Source organism: Stenotrophomonas sp. 93052_Sma, from assembly GCF_056481145.1.
The window spans coordinates 1,043,747-1,059,503 of the sequence record NZ_CM151134.1; the positions used below are offsets into that span (position 1 = coordinate 1,043,747).

The 15,757-nt window shown below is 66.1% G+C and carries 5 protein-coding genes, 1 other RNA gene and 2 pseudogenes; 5 read left to right on the top strand and 3 right to left on the bottom strand.

The genetic code is table 11. The features are described 5' to 3' along the window. Window positions 1–3 precede the first annotated feature (3 nt). The 3 genes from ACZK2V_RS04895 to ACZK2V_RS04905 are packed head-to-tail and all read left to right on the top strand — an operon-like array spanning window position 4 to window position 1,906. The gene (locus ACZK2V_RS04895; protein WP_049400634.1) at window positions 4–753 is read left to right on the top strand and encodes a 3-deoxy-D-manno-octulosonic acid kinase; all 750 of its coding nucleotides are present in this window, start codon (window positions 4–6) and stop codon (window positions 751–753) included. Beyond that, window positions 753–1,520 (top strand): MBL fold metallo-hydrolase, encoded by a 768-nt coding sequence (locus ACZK2V_RS04900; protein ID WP_107431918.1) that lies wholly within the window; start codon window positions 753–755, stop codon window positions 1,518–1,520. The genes ACZK2V_RS04895 and ACZK2V_RS04900 overlap by 1 nt, the downstream gene beginning before the upstream one ends. Beyond that, window positions 1,517–1,906: a nuclear transport factor 2 family protein gene (locus tag ACZK2V_RS04905; protein ID WP_125894644.1), complete on the top strand. Its 390-nt coding sequence runs from the start codon at window positions 1,517–1,519 to the stop codon at window positions 1,904–1,906. The genes ACZK2V_RS04900 and ACZK2V_RS04905 overlap by 4 nt, the downstream gene beginning before the upstream one ends. Window positions 1,907–1,985: 79 nt before the next feature. On the opposite strand, the gene ffs is transcribed toward ACZK2V_RS04905, so the two are convergent. Then, window positions 1,986–2,082: signal recognition particle sRNA small type (ffs, locus tag ACZK2V_RS04910), an RNA gene on the bottom strand. Between the two features lie 300 nt (window positions 2,083–2,382). Here ffs and ACZK2V_RS04915 point away from each other — a divergent pair. Both ACZK2V_RS04915 and ACZK2V_RS04920 read left to right on the top strand, forming a co-directional pair. Next, entirely contained in the window at window positions 2,383–2,700 is a 318-nt protein-coding gene (locus tag ACZK2V_RS04915; RefSeq protein WP_010483859.1) for a DMT family transporter, read from the top strand. A 357-nt stretch (window positions 2,701–3,057) separates the two neighbouring features. Beyond that, window positions 3,058–13,938: pseudogene (locus ACZK2V_RS04920) on the top strand (autotransporter-associated beta strand repeat-containing protein). A gap of 57 nt (window positions 13,939–13,995) precedes the next feature. Here ACZK2V_RS04920 and ACZK2V_RS04925 read toward each other — a convergent pair. Together ACZK2V_RS04925 and ACZK2V_RS04930 are read right to left on the bottom strand one after the other, a co-directional pair. Beyond that, a pseudogene (locus ACZK2V_RS04925) lies at window positions 13,996–14,437 on the bottom strand (GNAT family N-acetyltransferase). Window positions 14,438–14,512: 75 nt separating this feature from the next. Continuing rightward, window positions 14,513–15,619 (bottom strand): DUF3667 domain-containing protein, encoded by a 1,107-nt coding sequence (locus ACZK2V_RS04930; protein ID WP_189720628.1) that lies wholly within the window; start codon window positions 15,617–15,619, stop codon window positions 14,513–14,515. Window positions 15,620–15,757: the final 138 nt, after the last annotated feature.

A 15,757-nucleotide genomic window follows, 5' to 3' on the forward strand; every position in this document is an offset into this window, starting at 1 on the left:
GAAATGGTCGCATTCGACGCCAATGAAGCGCTGACGCCATGCCGCGAGGGTCGCGGCATCGGGGCCATTCTGTTCGACCGCGAGCGGCTGCGGCAAGCCGAGATCGGCCTGTTCTCGCCCCAGCACTGGGGCAGCAGGGCTCGGCCGGTGGGCGAGGGCGGTCGTGGCAGCGCCTGGTTCGTCGATGCGCCGTTCGGCGCCAGCGTGCTGCGCCACTACCTGCGCGGTGGCCTGGCGGCGAAGATCAGCCATGACCAGTACCTCTGGCGCGGCGCGGACCGGACGCGCAGCTTCGCCGAATTCCGGCTGATGCGCGCGCTGCGCGAGAAAAAGCTGCCGGTGCCCCGGCCACTGGCGGCGTTCTACATGCGCGAGGGCCTGCGCTACCGGGCTGCGATCCTGATGGAGCGGATCGAGGGTGTCCGTTCGCTGGCCGACCGCGCGCTGGTCGCGGGGCGGGGCGCACCGTGGGAGGAGACCGGGCGGCTGATTGCCCGCTTCCATCGTGCCGGCCTGGACCATGCCGACCTCAATGCGCACAACATCCTGTTCGACGGCAACGGCCACGGCTGGTTGATCGACTTCGACCGCGGGGTGATCCGCATCCCGGCGACCGCCTGGCGCGAACGCAATCTCAAGCGCCTGCTGCGCTCGCTGATCAAGCTGCGCGGCGAGCGCAGCATGGAAGACGTGCAGAAGGATTACGCGCGGCTGCGCCGCGCCTATGACATGGCCTGGAACCGGGGCACCTGATGGACTGGTCGTTGCGTTTCCTCGGCGTCGGCAATGCGTCGGCGGTCGAGCTGGGGTCGCCGATGTCGGTGATCGAACGGGACGGTCGGCCGTGGCTGACCATCGACTGTGGCGGCGAAGGCCTGACCGCGTTCAAGGCGCACTACGGCCACATGCCGCAGGCGTTGTTCGTCACCCATGTGCACCTGGACCACGTAGCGGGCTTCGAGCGCCTGTTCGTCGATACCTTCTTCAACGTGCACCGGCGCGGCAAGGTGCGCCTGTATGTGCCTGCCACCGTGGTGCCGCTGCTGCACAAGCGCATCGGGGACTACCCGAACGTGCTGGCCGAGGGCGGTGCCAACTTCTGGGATGCGTTCCAGCTGATCGTGGTGGGCGAGGCGTTCTGGCATGAGGGCGTGCGCCTGGAAGTGTTCCCGGTGCGCCACCACTGGCCGGAGACGGCCTATGGCCTGCGCCTGCAGGGCGCGCTGACCTGGAGCGGCGATACCCGGCCGATTCCGGAGATGCTGGCCCGCTTCGCCAACGACAATGAACTGATCGCGCACGACTGCGGCCTGCACGGCAACCCGTCGCATACTGGCGTGGACGACCTGGAGCGCGAGTACAGCGCCGAACTGCAGGCGCGGATGATGCTCTACCACTATGCGAGCGCGGCCGACGGCCAGGCGCTGGCCGCGCGGGGGCACCGTGTGGCGCAGCCGGGGCAGTGCGTGCCGCTGGCCAACCCCACTGCAGCGCACGTGCTGGTGCAGGATCCGCCGTGAGCGGTGCTGGCCAGCCCGCCGACGCGGCGCTGGCTGCCGAGCTGGAGGCGCTGGAACGCGCGCTGCATGCGCCGCAGGTGCGGGCCGATCGCGAGCAACTGGCGGCACTTCTGGACGAGGATTTCAGCGAGATCGGCAGTTCCGGGCGATGCTACGGCCGTGATGCGGCGTTGCAGGAGATCCCGCTGGAGCGCGCTCAGGTGCTGATCGAATCGGAACAGTACGCGGTGTGGCTGTTGGCCGAGGATCTGGCCCAGGTGCGCTACCGCAGCCGCTATCACGTTGATGGCCAAGCCCAGGGCTGGGTGTTGCGCAGTTCGCTGTGGCGACGGCATGCGCAGGAATGGAGGGTGGTGTTTCACCAGGGCACGCCCGCGGCGGGGTAGTGGTGGGCGATGCCCGGCAAAGGACGCCAACCAAGGTTGGCATCTACCAGAGGCGCGGGCGTCGCCGGAAAAGGCGATGGCCCCGCCGGCTGACCTCGGCGCCCGCGTCGATCGATACCGTTGCTGCCTTCCGGCCCTGGCGGGATTTTCGACCTAGCGTCGCGAGGGGCCGACGGGGCCACCATAGAGACGTTGGCCGCCCAGTGGGCGGCCGGTTCACGGATCAGGGGAAGCAGCGCGCGATGCGCCGGAGACCACAGCCGGACTGCACATCGGCTGGCCGATGGCAGACGGCAACTATAGCGCAGGCAGGTACATCGACGCCAGCTTCGTGCACTGAATCGGCTGTAACCCGCGTCTGCCGGCAACGCCCCGCGCCGACCGGCGTTGCTAGAATGCCGGCCAGGAGGAACGACCTCCCCCACATCGGGAATCAATGACCAGGACGGCCTGGCCCTACCAAGAGGAGGGCTGTCATGGCCTGGATCTATCTGTTGTTCGCCGGCCTGCTGGAAATCGTCTGGGCCGTGTCCATGAAGCAGTCCGAAGGCTTCACCAAGCTCACCCCTACCGTGGTCACCATCATCGGCATGATCGCCAGCTTCTGGCTGCTGGCGGTGGCCATGCGCAGCCTGCCGCTGGGCACCGCCTACACGATCTGGACCGGCATCGGCGCGGTCGGTGCGTTCGTGGTCGGCATCGTCTTCCTCGGTGAGCAGGTCAGCCCGATGCGGATCGGTGCGGCGGTGCTGATCGTTTCCGGCCTGGTGCTGATGAAACTCTCGAGCAGCTGAATGCATTTAGTTGGGCGGAGAAAGGAATCTCCGCCTGCTGCAGGTATATGCATTTTCGGCAAAACCATTTTGTCCTCCCGTTTTATTTGACGTGCGTCATGAAAATAACGAGCGTGATTCACATGCCGCTGGCGCCATCGGCCGCACAGTGCCGCCATTCGTCATGCGAAATCGGGGAGTTTTCGCCTTGACGGACACGTTGACCTGCCTTTTCCAGGTGCGGTCGCGTGAAGATGTGAAGATTTTCAGAAGTTAATGACGCCAGGCCTTGTTCCCGTGTCGGGAGCCGGGGTGGGCCGCATTGTCTTCAAAAAACCTGCCTGCAGTGCCATCCGGTCTTTTCATGGAGATTTACCGATGAACCGCATTTACCGTCTGGTTTTCAATCGCGCCCTCGGCGTAATGCAGGTTGCTTCGGAGGTCACTCAGAATCCCGGCGGAAGCGCGGTCTGCGCAGGGCGGGTGCCGCGATTGCGGGCGCACCAGTTGGTGGTGGCATTGGCTGCCACGCTGGCCAGTGGTTCGGCCTTCGCAGCGTGCACTGGCACCACGACCGTCAACTGCGACAGCTCCACTAACATCAACAACTACGTCAACCCGACCAGCGGCCTGACGTTGAACATCGCCAATGGCGCGGTGTTCAGCGTGCCTCTGCTGTTGGGCGGCAATGCGGTGACGTTGAGCGGCAGCAACACCACGGTCAACAACGCCGGCACGATCGATCCGTTCCTGACCGGTGGTCTCAGCCTGGCCGCGGCCGGCCTGGTGGTCGGCAACAACACCGCCGGTGGCAGCGCGATCACGGTCAACAACCAGACTGGCGGCCAGATCAAGGGCATCTTCAACATCGGCACTTTGCTGGGTTTCGGCGGCCAGGCGGTCACCGCGCAGAATGCCGCAGGTGGGACCACCACGCTGGTCAATGATGGTTCGATTGGAATGTCGCTGCTGGGGATAGGGCAGCTTGCGGATGCGACGTCGGTGGTGACCTATGGCGGAGCACAGGCCAACGTGACCAACCGTGGCAGCATCACCGGTCGTGTCGGCCTGGGTGCTTCGACAGGCAATACGTTCACCAATTCGGGCACGATCTCGGGCAGTGTGCATCTGGGTGATTCCACCGGCGGCAATACTTTCACTGCCGTGGCAGGGTCCACCGTGGTTACCGGTGGCGGTAGCGCACCTGCAGGCCTGCTCGCCGGCGTAACCGGGGTCAAGGTCGCAGCGGCGGGCACGGTTGATGCAGGCATCGGCACCGGTGCCGCCAACAACACCCTGGTGCTGCAGGACAACGCCAGTAACAACGGGCCTGCGTCGAGCATCGGCTGGACCAACTACATCGGCTTCCAGAAGCTCACCGTCAACAGCGGCACCTGGAACCTGCAGGGGCCGTGGTCGGGCACGGGCGCGATCACCCTCGGTGGCGGCGTGGTGAACTTCAACAACAACGCCGCATTCGGTTCCGGCCTGTTTACCGTCACTGGCGGCTCGATCGCGGCCAGTGGTGCAGGCCTGTCGCTGGGCAACAATTTCACCCTCAATGGCGGGTTGAACCTGGGCGGTGCCCAAGGCTTCGGTTTGAGTGGCGTGCTATCCGGTACCGGTGGGCTGACGGTCAACAACACCGGCATTGTCACCCTGGGCGGCGCCAACCTGTTCAGCGGTGGCGTCAACCTCAATGCTGGCGGCCTGGTGCTCGGCAATGCCGGTGCGCTCGGCAGCGGCAGTCTGACCGTCGGTGGCAACGCTTCGCTGGATACCTCGGCCAACTTCAATCTGGGCAACAACCTCGTCATCAACGGTGGCGGCACGCTCAACCTGCTGGGCAGCAACGCGCTGGGCCTGAATGGTTCGATCTCCGGCGCTGGCAACCTGATCAAGGCGGGTCCGGGTACCCTCACCTTGAATGGTGCCAACCTGCTTACGGGCTCCTTCGCGGTCACCGGTGGTGCGCTGGCATTGGGCGCCGGTGGCAGCCTGTCGCCGACAAGTGCGATCTCGCTGAGCGCAGGTACCAACCTCGATCTCTCGGTTGCGGCCAGCCAGACCATCGGCTCACTCGCCGGATCCGGTGCGCTCAACCTGGGCGCGCAGCCTCACGTTGGGTGGCCTGAACACCAGCACCAGCTTCTCCGGCGTCATCGGCGGTGTCGGCGGCGCGCTGGTCAAGGTCGGTACGGGTACCCAGACCCTGTCGGGCGCCAATACCTTCACAGGTGGCGTCACGCTCAACGGCGGTGGCCTGCTGCTGGGCAATGCAGGCGCGCTGGGTACTGGAACACTTAGTGTTGGCGGCAACGTGTCTCTCGATGGCACCGGGGCGCTCGCTCTCGCCAACGCGGTCAATCTGGGCGCGGGCAGCATTCTCAATCTGTCCGGCAACCAGGCATTGACCTTCAATGGCGTGATCGGTGGCTCCGGCAGCCTGGTCAAGAACGGCGCGGCCACCCTGACCCTCAACAACGCCAACACGTTTGGTGGAGGGCTGTCGCTCACGGCTGGAGGACTGGTGCTCGGCAACGGCGGTGCGCTGGGAACTGGCGCATTGAATGTCGGTGGCGCGGTGACGCTTGATGCCAGCTCGGCACTGACCGTGGGCAACGGCATCAACCTGGGGGTGGGTGGTTCGCTCAACGTGCTGGGCTCCAACGCGCTGACGCTGGGCGGCGTGATCGGTGGTACCGGCAGCCTGGTCAAGAACGGCGCCTCCACGCTCACGCTGGGTGGGGTCAACGCGTTCACCGGCGGTCTGAACGTGAACGCAGGAAAGGTGGCACTGGCCAGTGGCGGCAGTCTGGCGGCCACCGGGGCGGTGAGCCTGGCGGGGGCCGGCGCCGAACTGGACATCTCGCTCGGCGGCAACCAGACCATCGGTGCGCTGTCCGGTGCGGCAGGCAGCATCCTCTCGCTGGGCGGCAGCACGCTCACCTTCGGTGATGCCACCAACCAGGCATTCGGCGGCGTGATCGGCGGTACCGGTGGCCTGGTCAAGCAGGGAACGGGCACGCAGACGCTCAGCGGCGGCAATACCTTCAGTGGTGGCCTGAACCTGGCGGCCGGTGGCCTGTTGCTGGGCAACGGCAGTGCACTCGGTACCGGCGCGTTGACGGTCAGCGGCAATGGCTCGCTCGACGCAACCGCAGCACTGAATCTGGGCAATGCCATCAACCTTGGCGCGGTGCTGACCCTGCCGGGTAGCCAGAACCTCACCCTGGGCGGCAACATCACCGGCACCGGCAGCCTGACCAAGAACGGTGCCTCGCTGCTGACCTTGAACGGCACCAATGCCTTCAGCGGCGGCCTGAACCTCAATGCCGGCAGCCTGCTGCTGGGCAACAGCGGTGCACTCGGGACGGGCGCATTGAGCGTGGGTGGCAATGCATCGCTCGATGGCAGCACGGCGTTGAACCTGGTCAACAATGTCACTCTGGGCAGTGGGGCCGTGTTGTCGCTGCCGGGTTCGCAGGCGATCACGCTTGGCGGGGTGGTTTCCGGAGCCGGTGGCCTGGTCAAGAACGGCGCCAGCACGCTCACGCTCAACGGCGCCAACAACTTCGCCGGTGGGCTGACGCTCAACGGCGGTGGCCTGATGCTGGGCAACGCTGGCGCGCTGGGAACCGGGCTGCTTGCCGTGGGCGCGAACGCGACCCTGGGCAGTACGGTGGCATTGAACCTGGGCAATGCCATCGATCTCGATGCCGGTGCGCAGCTGAGCCTGACCAGCAATGAGAATGTTGCTCTGGGCGGACTGATCACTGGCACCGGTGGCCTGATCAAGACCGGCACTGGCGTGCTGTCGTTGAACAACAGCAACACCTTCAGTGGTGGTCTGGCGCTGAACGCGGGCGGTCTGTCGGTCGGCGCCAACGGTGCGTTGGGTACCGGTGCACTGAACATCGGCGGCAATGTTTCTCTGGATGCGAGTGCCCCGGTTTCGCTGGTCAATGCAGTGAACCTGGGCGCCAATACGCTGACCCTGCCGGGCAGCAGCAATCTCACTCTGAGCGGTGTGGTGAGTGGTGCCGGTGGCCTGATCAAGGACGGCGCCTCGACGCTGACCTTGTCCGGTGCCAATACCTTCCTCGGTGGCGCCACGGTCAACGCAGGTACGCTGGCACTCGGCGCGGGTGGCAGTCTTGCCGCCATCGGTGCGGTGGACCTCGCCGGTGCCGGCGCGACGCTGGACATCTCCGCAGCGGGTGCCGGGCAGACCATTGGCGCGTTGAACGGCGTGGCAGGCGGCCATGTGGCATTGGGCACGCAGACCCTTACTTTCGGTGGCGCCAGCAATGGCAGCTTTGCCGGCGTCATCGATGGCAGCGGTGGGCTGATCAAGGTCGGTGCTGGCGTGCAGACGCTGTCCGGTGCCAATACCTTCAGTGGCGGTGTCGCGCTTGATGCCGGTGGCCTGATCCTCGGGAATTCGGGGGCGCTGGGCACGGGCACGCTGGGCATCGGCGGCAACGTCAGCCTGGACGGAACGACGGCACTGAACCTGGCCAACGCCGTGAACTTCGGTGGGGGTACGCAGCTGACGCTGGGCGGCAGCAGCGATCTCACCCTTGCAGGCGTGGTGGCCGGCAGCGGCAGCCTGATCAAGAACGGTGCAGGCCTGCTGACGCTCAACAACACCAATACCTTCGGTGGCGGCCTGACCTTGAACGGTGGTGGCCTGGTGGTCGGCGCGAACGGCGCACTCGGTTCCGGCACGCTGGCGGTGAATGCCAGCACCACGCTGGATGCGGGTGCTGCAGCGACGCTCGGCAATGCGGTCACGCTGGGCTCGGGTGTCGCACTGACATTGCCGGGTAGCAATGCGCTGACGCTGTCGGGTGTGATCGATGGCAACGGCAGCCTGATCAAGAACGGTGCCACCACGCTGACGCTGTCCGGTGCCAACACCTATACCGGCGGTACCACCATCAACGCCGGTACGCTGGCACTGGGAACAGGTGGCAGCCTTGCCGCGGCGGGTGATGTCATGCTGGGCGCAGGCGCTGGCTTCGATATCTCCGGTGCCGGCAGCAGCCAGACCATCGGCGCGCTCAACGGTGCGGGCGGAAGCACACTGGCCCTGGGCGGAAACTCGCTGACCTTCGGCACAGCGACGAACGCTGCGTTCGATGGCGTGATCAGTGGCGGCGGCGGCCTGGTGAAAGTGGGTGCAGGCGTGCAGACATTGTCCGGTGCCAACACGTTTGGCGGCGGCGTGACGCTCAACGCAGGCGGGCTGGTGCTCGGCAATGACGCGGCGCTGGGCTCTGGCGCGCTTACCGTCGGCGGGGCCGCCACGCTGGACACCACCGGCCTGGCAGCACTGACCAACAACATCGCGCTCAACGCAGGCCTGACCGTACTGGGCACCAATGCGCTGACGCTCAACGGGGTGATTTCCGGTACCGGCAGCCTGACCAAGGATGGTGGCGCAACGCTGACCTTGAACGGTATCAACTCCTATACCGGTGGTACCAACATCAACGCCGGCACACTGGCGCTGGGTGCCGGTGCCAGCCTGGCGGCGAGCGGTACCGTGAACCTCGCCACCGGCGCGACGCTGGATCTGTCGGCCGGCAGTGGCACGCAGGTGTTCGGCACCCTGGTCGGCAACGGTACGGTCAACCTGGGCGCCAATTCGATCGAAGTCGGCGGGGCGACCAATGGCACCTTCAGTGGCTCTATCGCAGGTACGGGTGGCCTGACCAAGGTCGGTGCGGGCATCGAGACGCTGACCGGTGCCAACACCTACACCGGCGGCACCTTCATCAATGCCGGCACACTGGCGATCGGTCCGGGCGGCAGCCTGGCGGCCACCGGTGCAGTGACACTTACCGCAGCGGGAACCGGCTTCGACATCTCGACGTCCGGTGCCAGCCAGACCATTGGTTCGTTGGCCGGGGTGACCGGCTCCACGGTCACTCTGGGCGCGCAGTCGCTGATCCTCGGCGGCAACGGCAACAGCGTGTTCGACGGCGCGATTTCCGGCACCGGTGGCCTGGTCAAGAACGGCACCGGCATCCTCACGCTGGGCGGCGCCAACCTGTTCAACGGCGGCCTGGCGCTCAACGGCGGTGGCCTGGTGGTCGGCAACAGCGCCGCGCTCGGCAGCGGTGCGCTGACGGTGGGGGCCAGCGCTACGCTGGATGCTTCGACCGCGGCCAACCTGGCCAACAACATCACGCTGGCATCAGGTGCCAACCTCAACCTGCTGGGCAGCAATGCACTGACCCTGGGCGGCATGGTTTCCGGTACCGGTGGGCTGATCAAGAATGGTGCGGCCACCGTGACCCTGACCGGTGCGAACACCTACACCGGAGGCACCACCATCAACAGCGGCACGCTGGCGATCGGCGCCGGCGGCAGCCTGGCGTCGACCGGCGCGGTGAACCTGGCAGGTACCGGTACCCTCGATATCTCTGCGGGCAACCAGAGCATCGGTTCGCTGGCCGGCGTGGCCGGCAGCACGGTGGCACTCGGTGGCAGCGCGCTGACCCTGGGTGGCACGGTAGACAGCACGTTCAACGGTGCGATCACCGGCAATGGTGGCCTCGTCAAGAACGGCGCAGGCGTGCAGACCCTCAACGGCGCCAGCACCTTCAGTGGCGGTGTAACGCTCAATGCCGGTGGCCTGGTGGTCGGGAACAATGCTGCGCTGGGCACCGGGGCGGTAACGGTGGGTGGCAACGGTACGCTCGATTCGAACACTGCGGTGACGTTGGCCAACAACTTCGTCCTCAACGCCGGGCTGACCGTGCTCGGCAGCAACAACCTCACCCTCAACGGCAGCCTGAGTGGCACCGGCTCGCTGACCAAGGAGGGCGCGGCAACGCTGACCTTGAACGGTGCCAATACCTATACCGGTGGCACCTTCATCAATGCCGGTACGTTGGCATTGGGCGCCGGCGCGAGCTTGAATGCCAGTGGCATCGTCAACCTGGCCAGTGGTGCGACCTTCGATCTGTCGGCGGGCAGCGGCACGCAGCAGTTCGGTACCCTGATCGGCAACGGCACGGTGAACCTGGGCGGCAACACCTTGACAATTGGTGGTCCCGTCGATGGCACGTTCAGTGGTTCGGTGGGGGGCACCGGTGGGCTGATCAAGGAAGGCACCGGCACCCAGACCCTGACCGGTGCCAATACCTTCACTGGTGGCACCACCATCAATGCGGGCACGCTGGCGATTGGCGCCGGAGGAAGTCTGGCAGCGAATGGCGCGGTGACACTGGCCAACGCCGGAACAGCGTTCGATATTTCTGCCGGTGGTGCGCAGAGCATCGGATCACTGGCGGGTGTTACCGGCAGTACGGTTGCGCTCGGCGGCAGCACGCTGACCCTCAATGGCGTAGGAAACACGACCTTCGCTGGTGACATTACCGGTACCGGTGGCCTGGTGAAGAATGGTGCAGGCATCCAGGGCCTGACCGGCAGCAATACCTTCAGCGGTGGCGTGGCACTCAACGCCGGTGGCCTTGCCTTGGGTAACAACAATGCACTGGGAACCGGCACGCTGACCGTGGGCGGCAATGCCAGCCTGGACGGCACCAGCGCGCTGACGCTGGCCAATACCGTGCAGCTGGCCAGCGGCACGCTGACCCTTGCCGGCAGCAACGCGCTGACCTTGAACGGCCCGATCAGCGGCGCTGGCGGCCTGCTCAAGGATGGCGCAGCAACGGTCACCCTGGGCGGTGCCAGCACCTACACCGGTAACACCACCATCAACAGCGGCACGCTGGCGGTGGCGGCCGGTGGCACCCTGTCGGGTGCGAGCACGGTCAATCTGACCGGTGCCGGTACGCTGGACATCAGTGCCGGTGGCAACCAGAGCATTGGTGGCCTGGCCGGTGTAGCCGGATCCAGCGTGGTGCTGGGTGGTGCGACCCTGACCACCGGCGGCAACAACGGCAGCACCACCTTCGGCGGTGTGCTCAGTGGCACCGGCGGCCTGGTGCAGAGCGGCACCGGCACGCTGACCCTGAGCGGTGACAATGTCTATACCGGCGGCACCACCATCAATGGTGGCAGCACGCTGCAGATGGGCAACGGCGGCAGCTCCGGTTCGGTGCTGGGCGACATCACCAACAACGGCAGCCTGGTCTACAACCTGGGCACCATCGCAACCGTAGGTGGTGTGGTCAGCGGTAGCGGTGGCCTGACCCAGGCTGGCAGCGGAACGCTGGTGCTGACCGGCAACAACACCTACACCGGCGGTACCACCATCAATGCAGGCGGCACGCTGCAGGTCGGCAATGGCGGTGCGACCGGCGCGATCGTCGGCGACATCACCAACAACGGCGCGCTGGTGTCCAACGTGGCGGGCAACACCACGCTGGTCGGCACCATCAGCGGCAGCGGTGGCCTGACCCAGGCCGGCGCTGGCACGCTGGTGCTGACCGGCAACAACACGTACACCGGCGGTACCACCGTCAATGCCGGTGGCACGCTGCAGGTCGGCAATGGCGGTGCGACCGGTGCGATCACCGGCAACGTCGCCAACAACGGCAGCCTGGTCTTCGACGTGGCAGGCAACACCAGCGTCGGTGGCGCGATCAGTGGCAGTGGTGGCCTGACCCAGGCCGGTGCCGGCGTGCTGACGCTGGTCGGCAACAACACCTATACCGGCGGTACCATCATCAATACCGGTGGCACGCTGCAGGTGGGCAATGGTGGAGCGACCGGTTCGATCGCTGGCGACATCACCAACAATGGTTCGCTGATCTCCAACGTCGCGGGCAACACCCTGCTGGGCGGCACCATCAGTGGTACGGGTGGCTTGACCCAGGCGGGCAGTGGCTCGCTGGTGCTGACCGGCACCAACACCTACACCGGCGGTACCACCATCAATGCCGGCGGCACGCTGCAGCTGGGCAATGGTGGTGCGACCGGCTCGATCGTCGGCGACATCACCAACAACGGCACGCTTGTGTCCAACGTCGCGGGCAACACCACGCTGGGCGGCACCATCAGCGGCAGCGGTGGCCTGACCCAGGCCGGCAGCGGCACACTGACCGTGACCGGCAACAACACCTACACCGGCCCGACCACCATCACTGCCGGTGGCACCCTGCAGGTGGGCAATGGCGGCGCGACCGGTGCGATTGGCGGCAGCGTCACCAACAACGGCAGCCTGATCTTCAACGTGGGTGGCAACACCACCGTCGGCGGAGCCATCAGCGGCAGCGGTGGCCTGACCCAGGCCGGCAGCGGCACGCTGATCCTGGGCGGCAACAACACCTATACCGGCGGCACCACCATCAACACCGGCGGCACGCTGCAGGTCGGCAACGGCGGCGCGAGCGGATCGATTGCCGGCAACGTCAGCAACAACGGCAGCCTGGTGTTCAACGTCGGTGGCAATACCACCGTTGGCGGCACCATCAGCGGCAGCGGTGGCCTGACCCAGGCCGGCGCTGGCACCATCACCCTGACCGGCAACAACACCTACACCGGCGGCACCACCATCAACGCCGGTGGCACCGTGCAGGTTGGCAATGGCGGCGCCAGTGGCTCGATCACCGGTAACATCACCAACAACGGTGGGCTGATCATCAACACCGGTGGCGGCACCACGCTGGGCGGCAGCATCAGCGGTGGCGGCAGCATCGTGCAGGCCGGTCCGGGGGGCCCTGAACCTTGGCGGCGACAGCGGTGGTTTCAGCGGTACCGGCCAGGTCACCGGCGGTGGCCTGAATGTCACCGGCAACATCGGCGGCCAGTGGACCATCGGCAGCGGTACCACGCTGTCCGGCACCGGCACCATCGGGGGTACCGGTGGTGGCGTGACGGTATCCAGTGGCGGCGTGCTGTCGCCGGGTAATGGCCCAGGCAATGGCAGCGGTGCGGGCAATGGCACCGGCACGATCACGGTGGGTGGCAACCTGACCTTGTCGCCGGGCAGCACGCTGGGCATCGATCTGGGTGCCACCGGCAGCGACACGGTGCAGGTGGGTGGCAGTGCCAACGTGGGTGGCAGCAGCGTGCAGGTGAATACCATCTCGCCGAGCACCAGCTACCAGCAGGGCCAGCAGTACACCGTGGTCAATGCGGGCGGTGGCGTGAGCGGGCAGTTCGCTTCGGCGAAGACGCCGTCGGCCTTCCTGACCATCACCCCGGTCTACACGGCGAACACGGCCAATCTGCAGATCGATGTGGCGCAGACCGCAGCCTTCACCACGGCGGCGAAGACGCGCAACCAGTACAACACCGCCGCAGCGCTGGACAGCCTGCCGCAGAGTGGTCCGGCGCTGGGCCTGTACAACACGCTGCTGATGTATGACGCGGGTACCGCGCGCGCGGCTCTTCGACCAGCTGTCCGGTGAAGTGCATGCGGCCAGCCGTGCGGTGCTGTTGTACGACAATTACCTGGAAGAGGGTATCCGCCAGCGTCTGGGCAGTGAGCTGCCGACCGTGCGCGGTGAGCGTGCCTCGGCCTGGCTGGCCGGCAGCGGCAAGGTGTTCAGGCAGGATGGTGATGGCAACGGCGACGACATCCGCTCCAACCGCAATGCGCTGATGGCCGGCGTGGACTGGCAGCTGGGCGAGCACGTGGTGCTGGGTGCAGCGGCCGGCAACGAACGGCTGGATACGCGCCTGTACGATCGCAGCTCGCGCGCCCGCCTGCGTGGCAACACCTTCGGCCTGTATGCGCAGGGTCAATGGAACAACGGCTTTGCGGTCGGTGGCAGCGTGTCGCGCGGCGACTACCGCACGCGCACCACGCGTGAGGTGCCGCTGCTGGGCCAGACCCTGTACAGCCGCCAGGACTCGGATGTGACCATCGCCCAGGTGGAAGGCAGCTGGACCTGGACCCACGGCAGGACCCAGCTGCAGCCGTATGTGCAGTTCACCAAGCACTGGGTCGACAGTGATCGCGCGGTGGAGCAGGGCGGCACTGCTGCGCTGGCGCTGGAAGGCGGCAAGGACACGCTCAATGTCAGCACCGTGGGCGTGCGGGGCCGCTGGGACGTGGGCAGCGGCGAGCGCTTCCCGGCACAGCTGACGGTCGGCCTCGGCTGGCAGCATGCTTCGGGTGACACCGACGTGGCCAGCCGCAACCGCTTCGCGGTCGGCGGCAATGCGTTCGATGTGTACAGCGCGGTGATGGCACGCAACGCGCTGGTCAGCCAGCTGGGCGTGGCGGTTGGGCTCGGCCGAAACAGCCAGCTGTCGATGTTCGTGCAGGGCCAGCACGGCGACGGTCGCCGCGACGTCGGCGGGCAGATCAACCTGCGAGTGGGCTTCTGAGGGGAGCGGGCCAGCGGTAGAACCACGGCGGGCGTGGATGGGACCGGGGCGGGAGCGCTAGAGCTCCCGCTCCATTTCCACGGCGTCGATCCCGGCACCGTGGCCATCGCGCACCACACGTGTCACCTGGAAGCCGAGACCGGAATAGAAGCCTTGGGTGTGTTGGCTGGTACTGAGCGTGACGCGATTGATCGAGGGATCCACTTCGGCCTGGCGCAGGCGCGCCAGCGCCAGTTCGCGGCCCAGTCCATGCCGGTGCAGCGCGCTGCACCATGCCCCAGCAGAAACCGGCACTACCATCGCCGCGTCGCGACAGGCCGCCACAGGCCACGATGCGGTGGTCGCGCTCGATCACCTGGAAGGCGCAGTCCATGGCCTGCTCACGCAGGAAGCGTTCAAAGTCGCTGCGCTCTTCGGGCGCGAAGTAGGTTGGCACGTTGCTGTCGAAAATCGACAGGCAGGCGCTGGCATCTGCGGGTCGGTAGAGGCGGAGGTTCATGGGCCCACGATAGACGATCGTCAGTAGATCCACGCTACACGTGGATTCATGGGCCGGATGCCGTGCGTGTATCCCTCAGGCCGAGATTCCCGCCAGCACCGCATACATCACCACGAAGCTCACCAGGAACAGGTAGACGCCGCCGATGGCAAGGTAGCGCAACACGGTCAGCGCCTTGTTGCCGCCATACACGCGTTGCTGCATCCACAGCAGATAGACCGGGACCGCCAGCCACAGCAGGGCATACAGCCATTGGCTGGCGGCGGCGAAGGCGGGGGATGCGAGCGCGCTGCTGATGCCGGCGATGAGGAAGGTTGCCAGCAGCACCATCATCAGCCAGCAGTGGCTGTACAGCGCCACCACCAGATGTTCCAGATACCCCATCTGCCGTGGCACGTAGGCGATGCGCAGTACCAGCGCGAACACCGGCATCAGGAAGAACAGGGCACCGGGCAATGCGGTCAGGATCGCCTGCATGTACAGATCGGTCTTGCCCCCCATGCGCTGGATGTTGGCGTTGCCGTTGTGCAGGCGCTTGTTGAGCCAGTTGTTGGCGAACCGGGGCCAGCCGGCCACCACGATGGGGTTGGTGTCAGCGTCCCACGGTTTGCCGTTGACGGTGTGGTTGAAGAAGGTGCCGGGCTCGGTCGTGGCGACCTCCTTGCTGGTGCCGGTGAGCTCGGCTTTGCGCTGTGCGGCTGCCGCATTCACCGCCGCTCTGGCCATGGCGAAGCCGGCGTTGCTGGTGGCAGGTGAGCTGGCCTGCTGTTGATCGATCATCGTCAGCTGTTTAGCGCGTGCGGCCTCGACCTGTTCAACGGTGATGGACTTGGCATACAGCGAATCGCCTCCGCCCATGCGGATGTCGTCGACGTGCACGAACAGTTTGCCGATGAAGAACGTAAACAGGGTGAGGATGACGAACAGCCGCAAAGGCTGCACGTATCCGACCCGGCGGCCCTTGAGGTAGTTCTGCGTGATGCGGCCGGGAACCCAGAGATCGCGCAGCGTGCGGAAGATGCGCCCGTCCAGGTGCCAGAAGGATTCGAACACTTCTTCGATGGCATGGCCCACGTGCTTGAGCGGGTTGTGCGCCGATTGCCCGCAGCGATGGCAGTAGTGGCCCTGCAGGGCGGTGTTGCAGTTCTCGCAGTCGACGTGAGCGCTGTCGGTCGAACTCATGGGCAATGGGCCAGGCGTCGGATGAAGGCGCCTACGATAGCGAATTTTCAGGTTTCGTTCAGCTTTGTTTTGGAGTGCCAACGAGCGTGCGTAAGGCGATCAAAAGCATCCACGCGTGGCGTGGATCTACTGATGGAT

Coding starts and splice junctions, on each gene's coding strand:
- ACZK2V_RS04895 (WP_049400634.1), top strand. CDS start 4: ATGGTCGCATTCGACGCCAATGAAGCGCTGACGCCATGCCGCGAGGGT.
- ACZK2V_RS04900 (WP_107431918.1), top strand. CDS start 753: ATGGACTGGTCGTTGCGTTTCCTCGGCGTCGGCAATGCGTCGGCGGTC.
- ACZK2V_RS04915 (WP_010483859.1), top strand. CDS start 2,383: ATGGCCTGGATCTATCTGTTGTTCGCCGGCCTGCTGGAAATCGTCTGG.
- ACZK2V_RS04930 (WP_189720628.1), bottom strand. CDS start 15,619: ATGAGTTCGACCGACAGCGCTCACGTCGACTGCGAGAACTGCAACACC.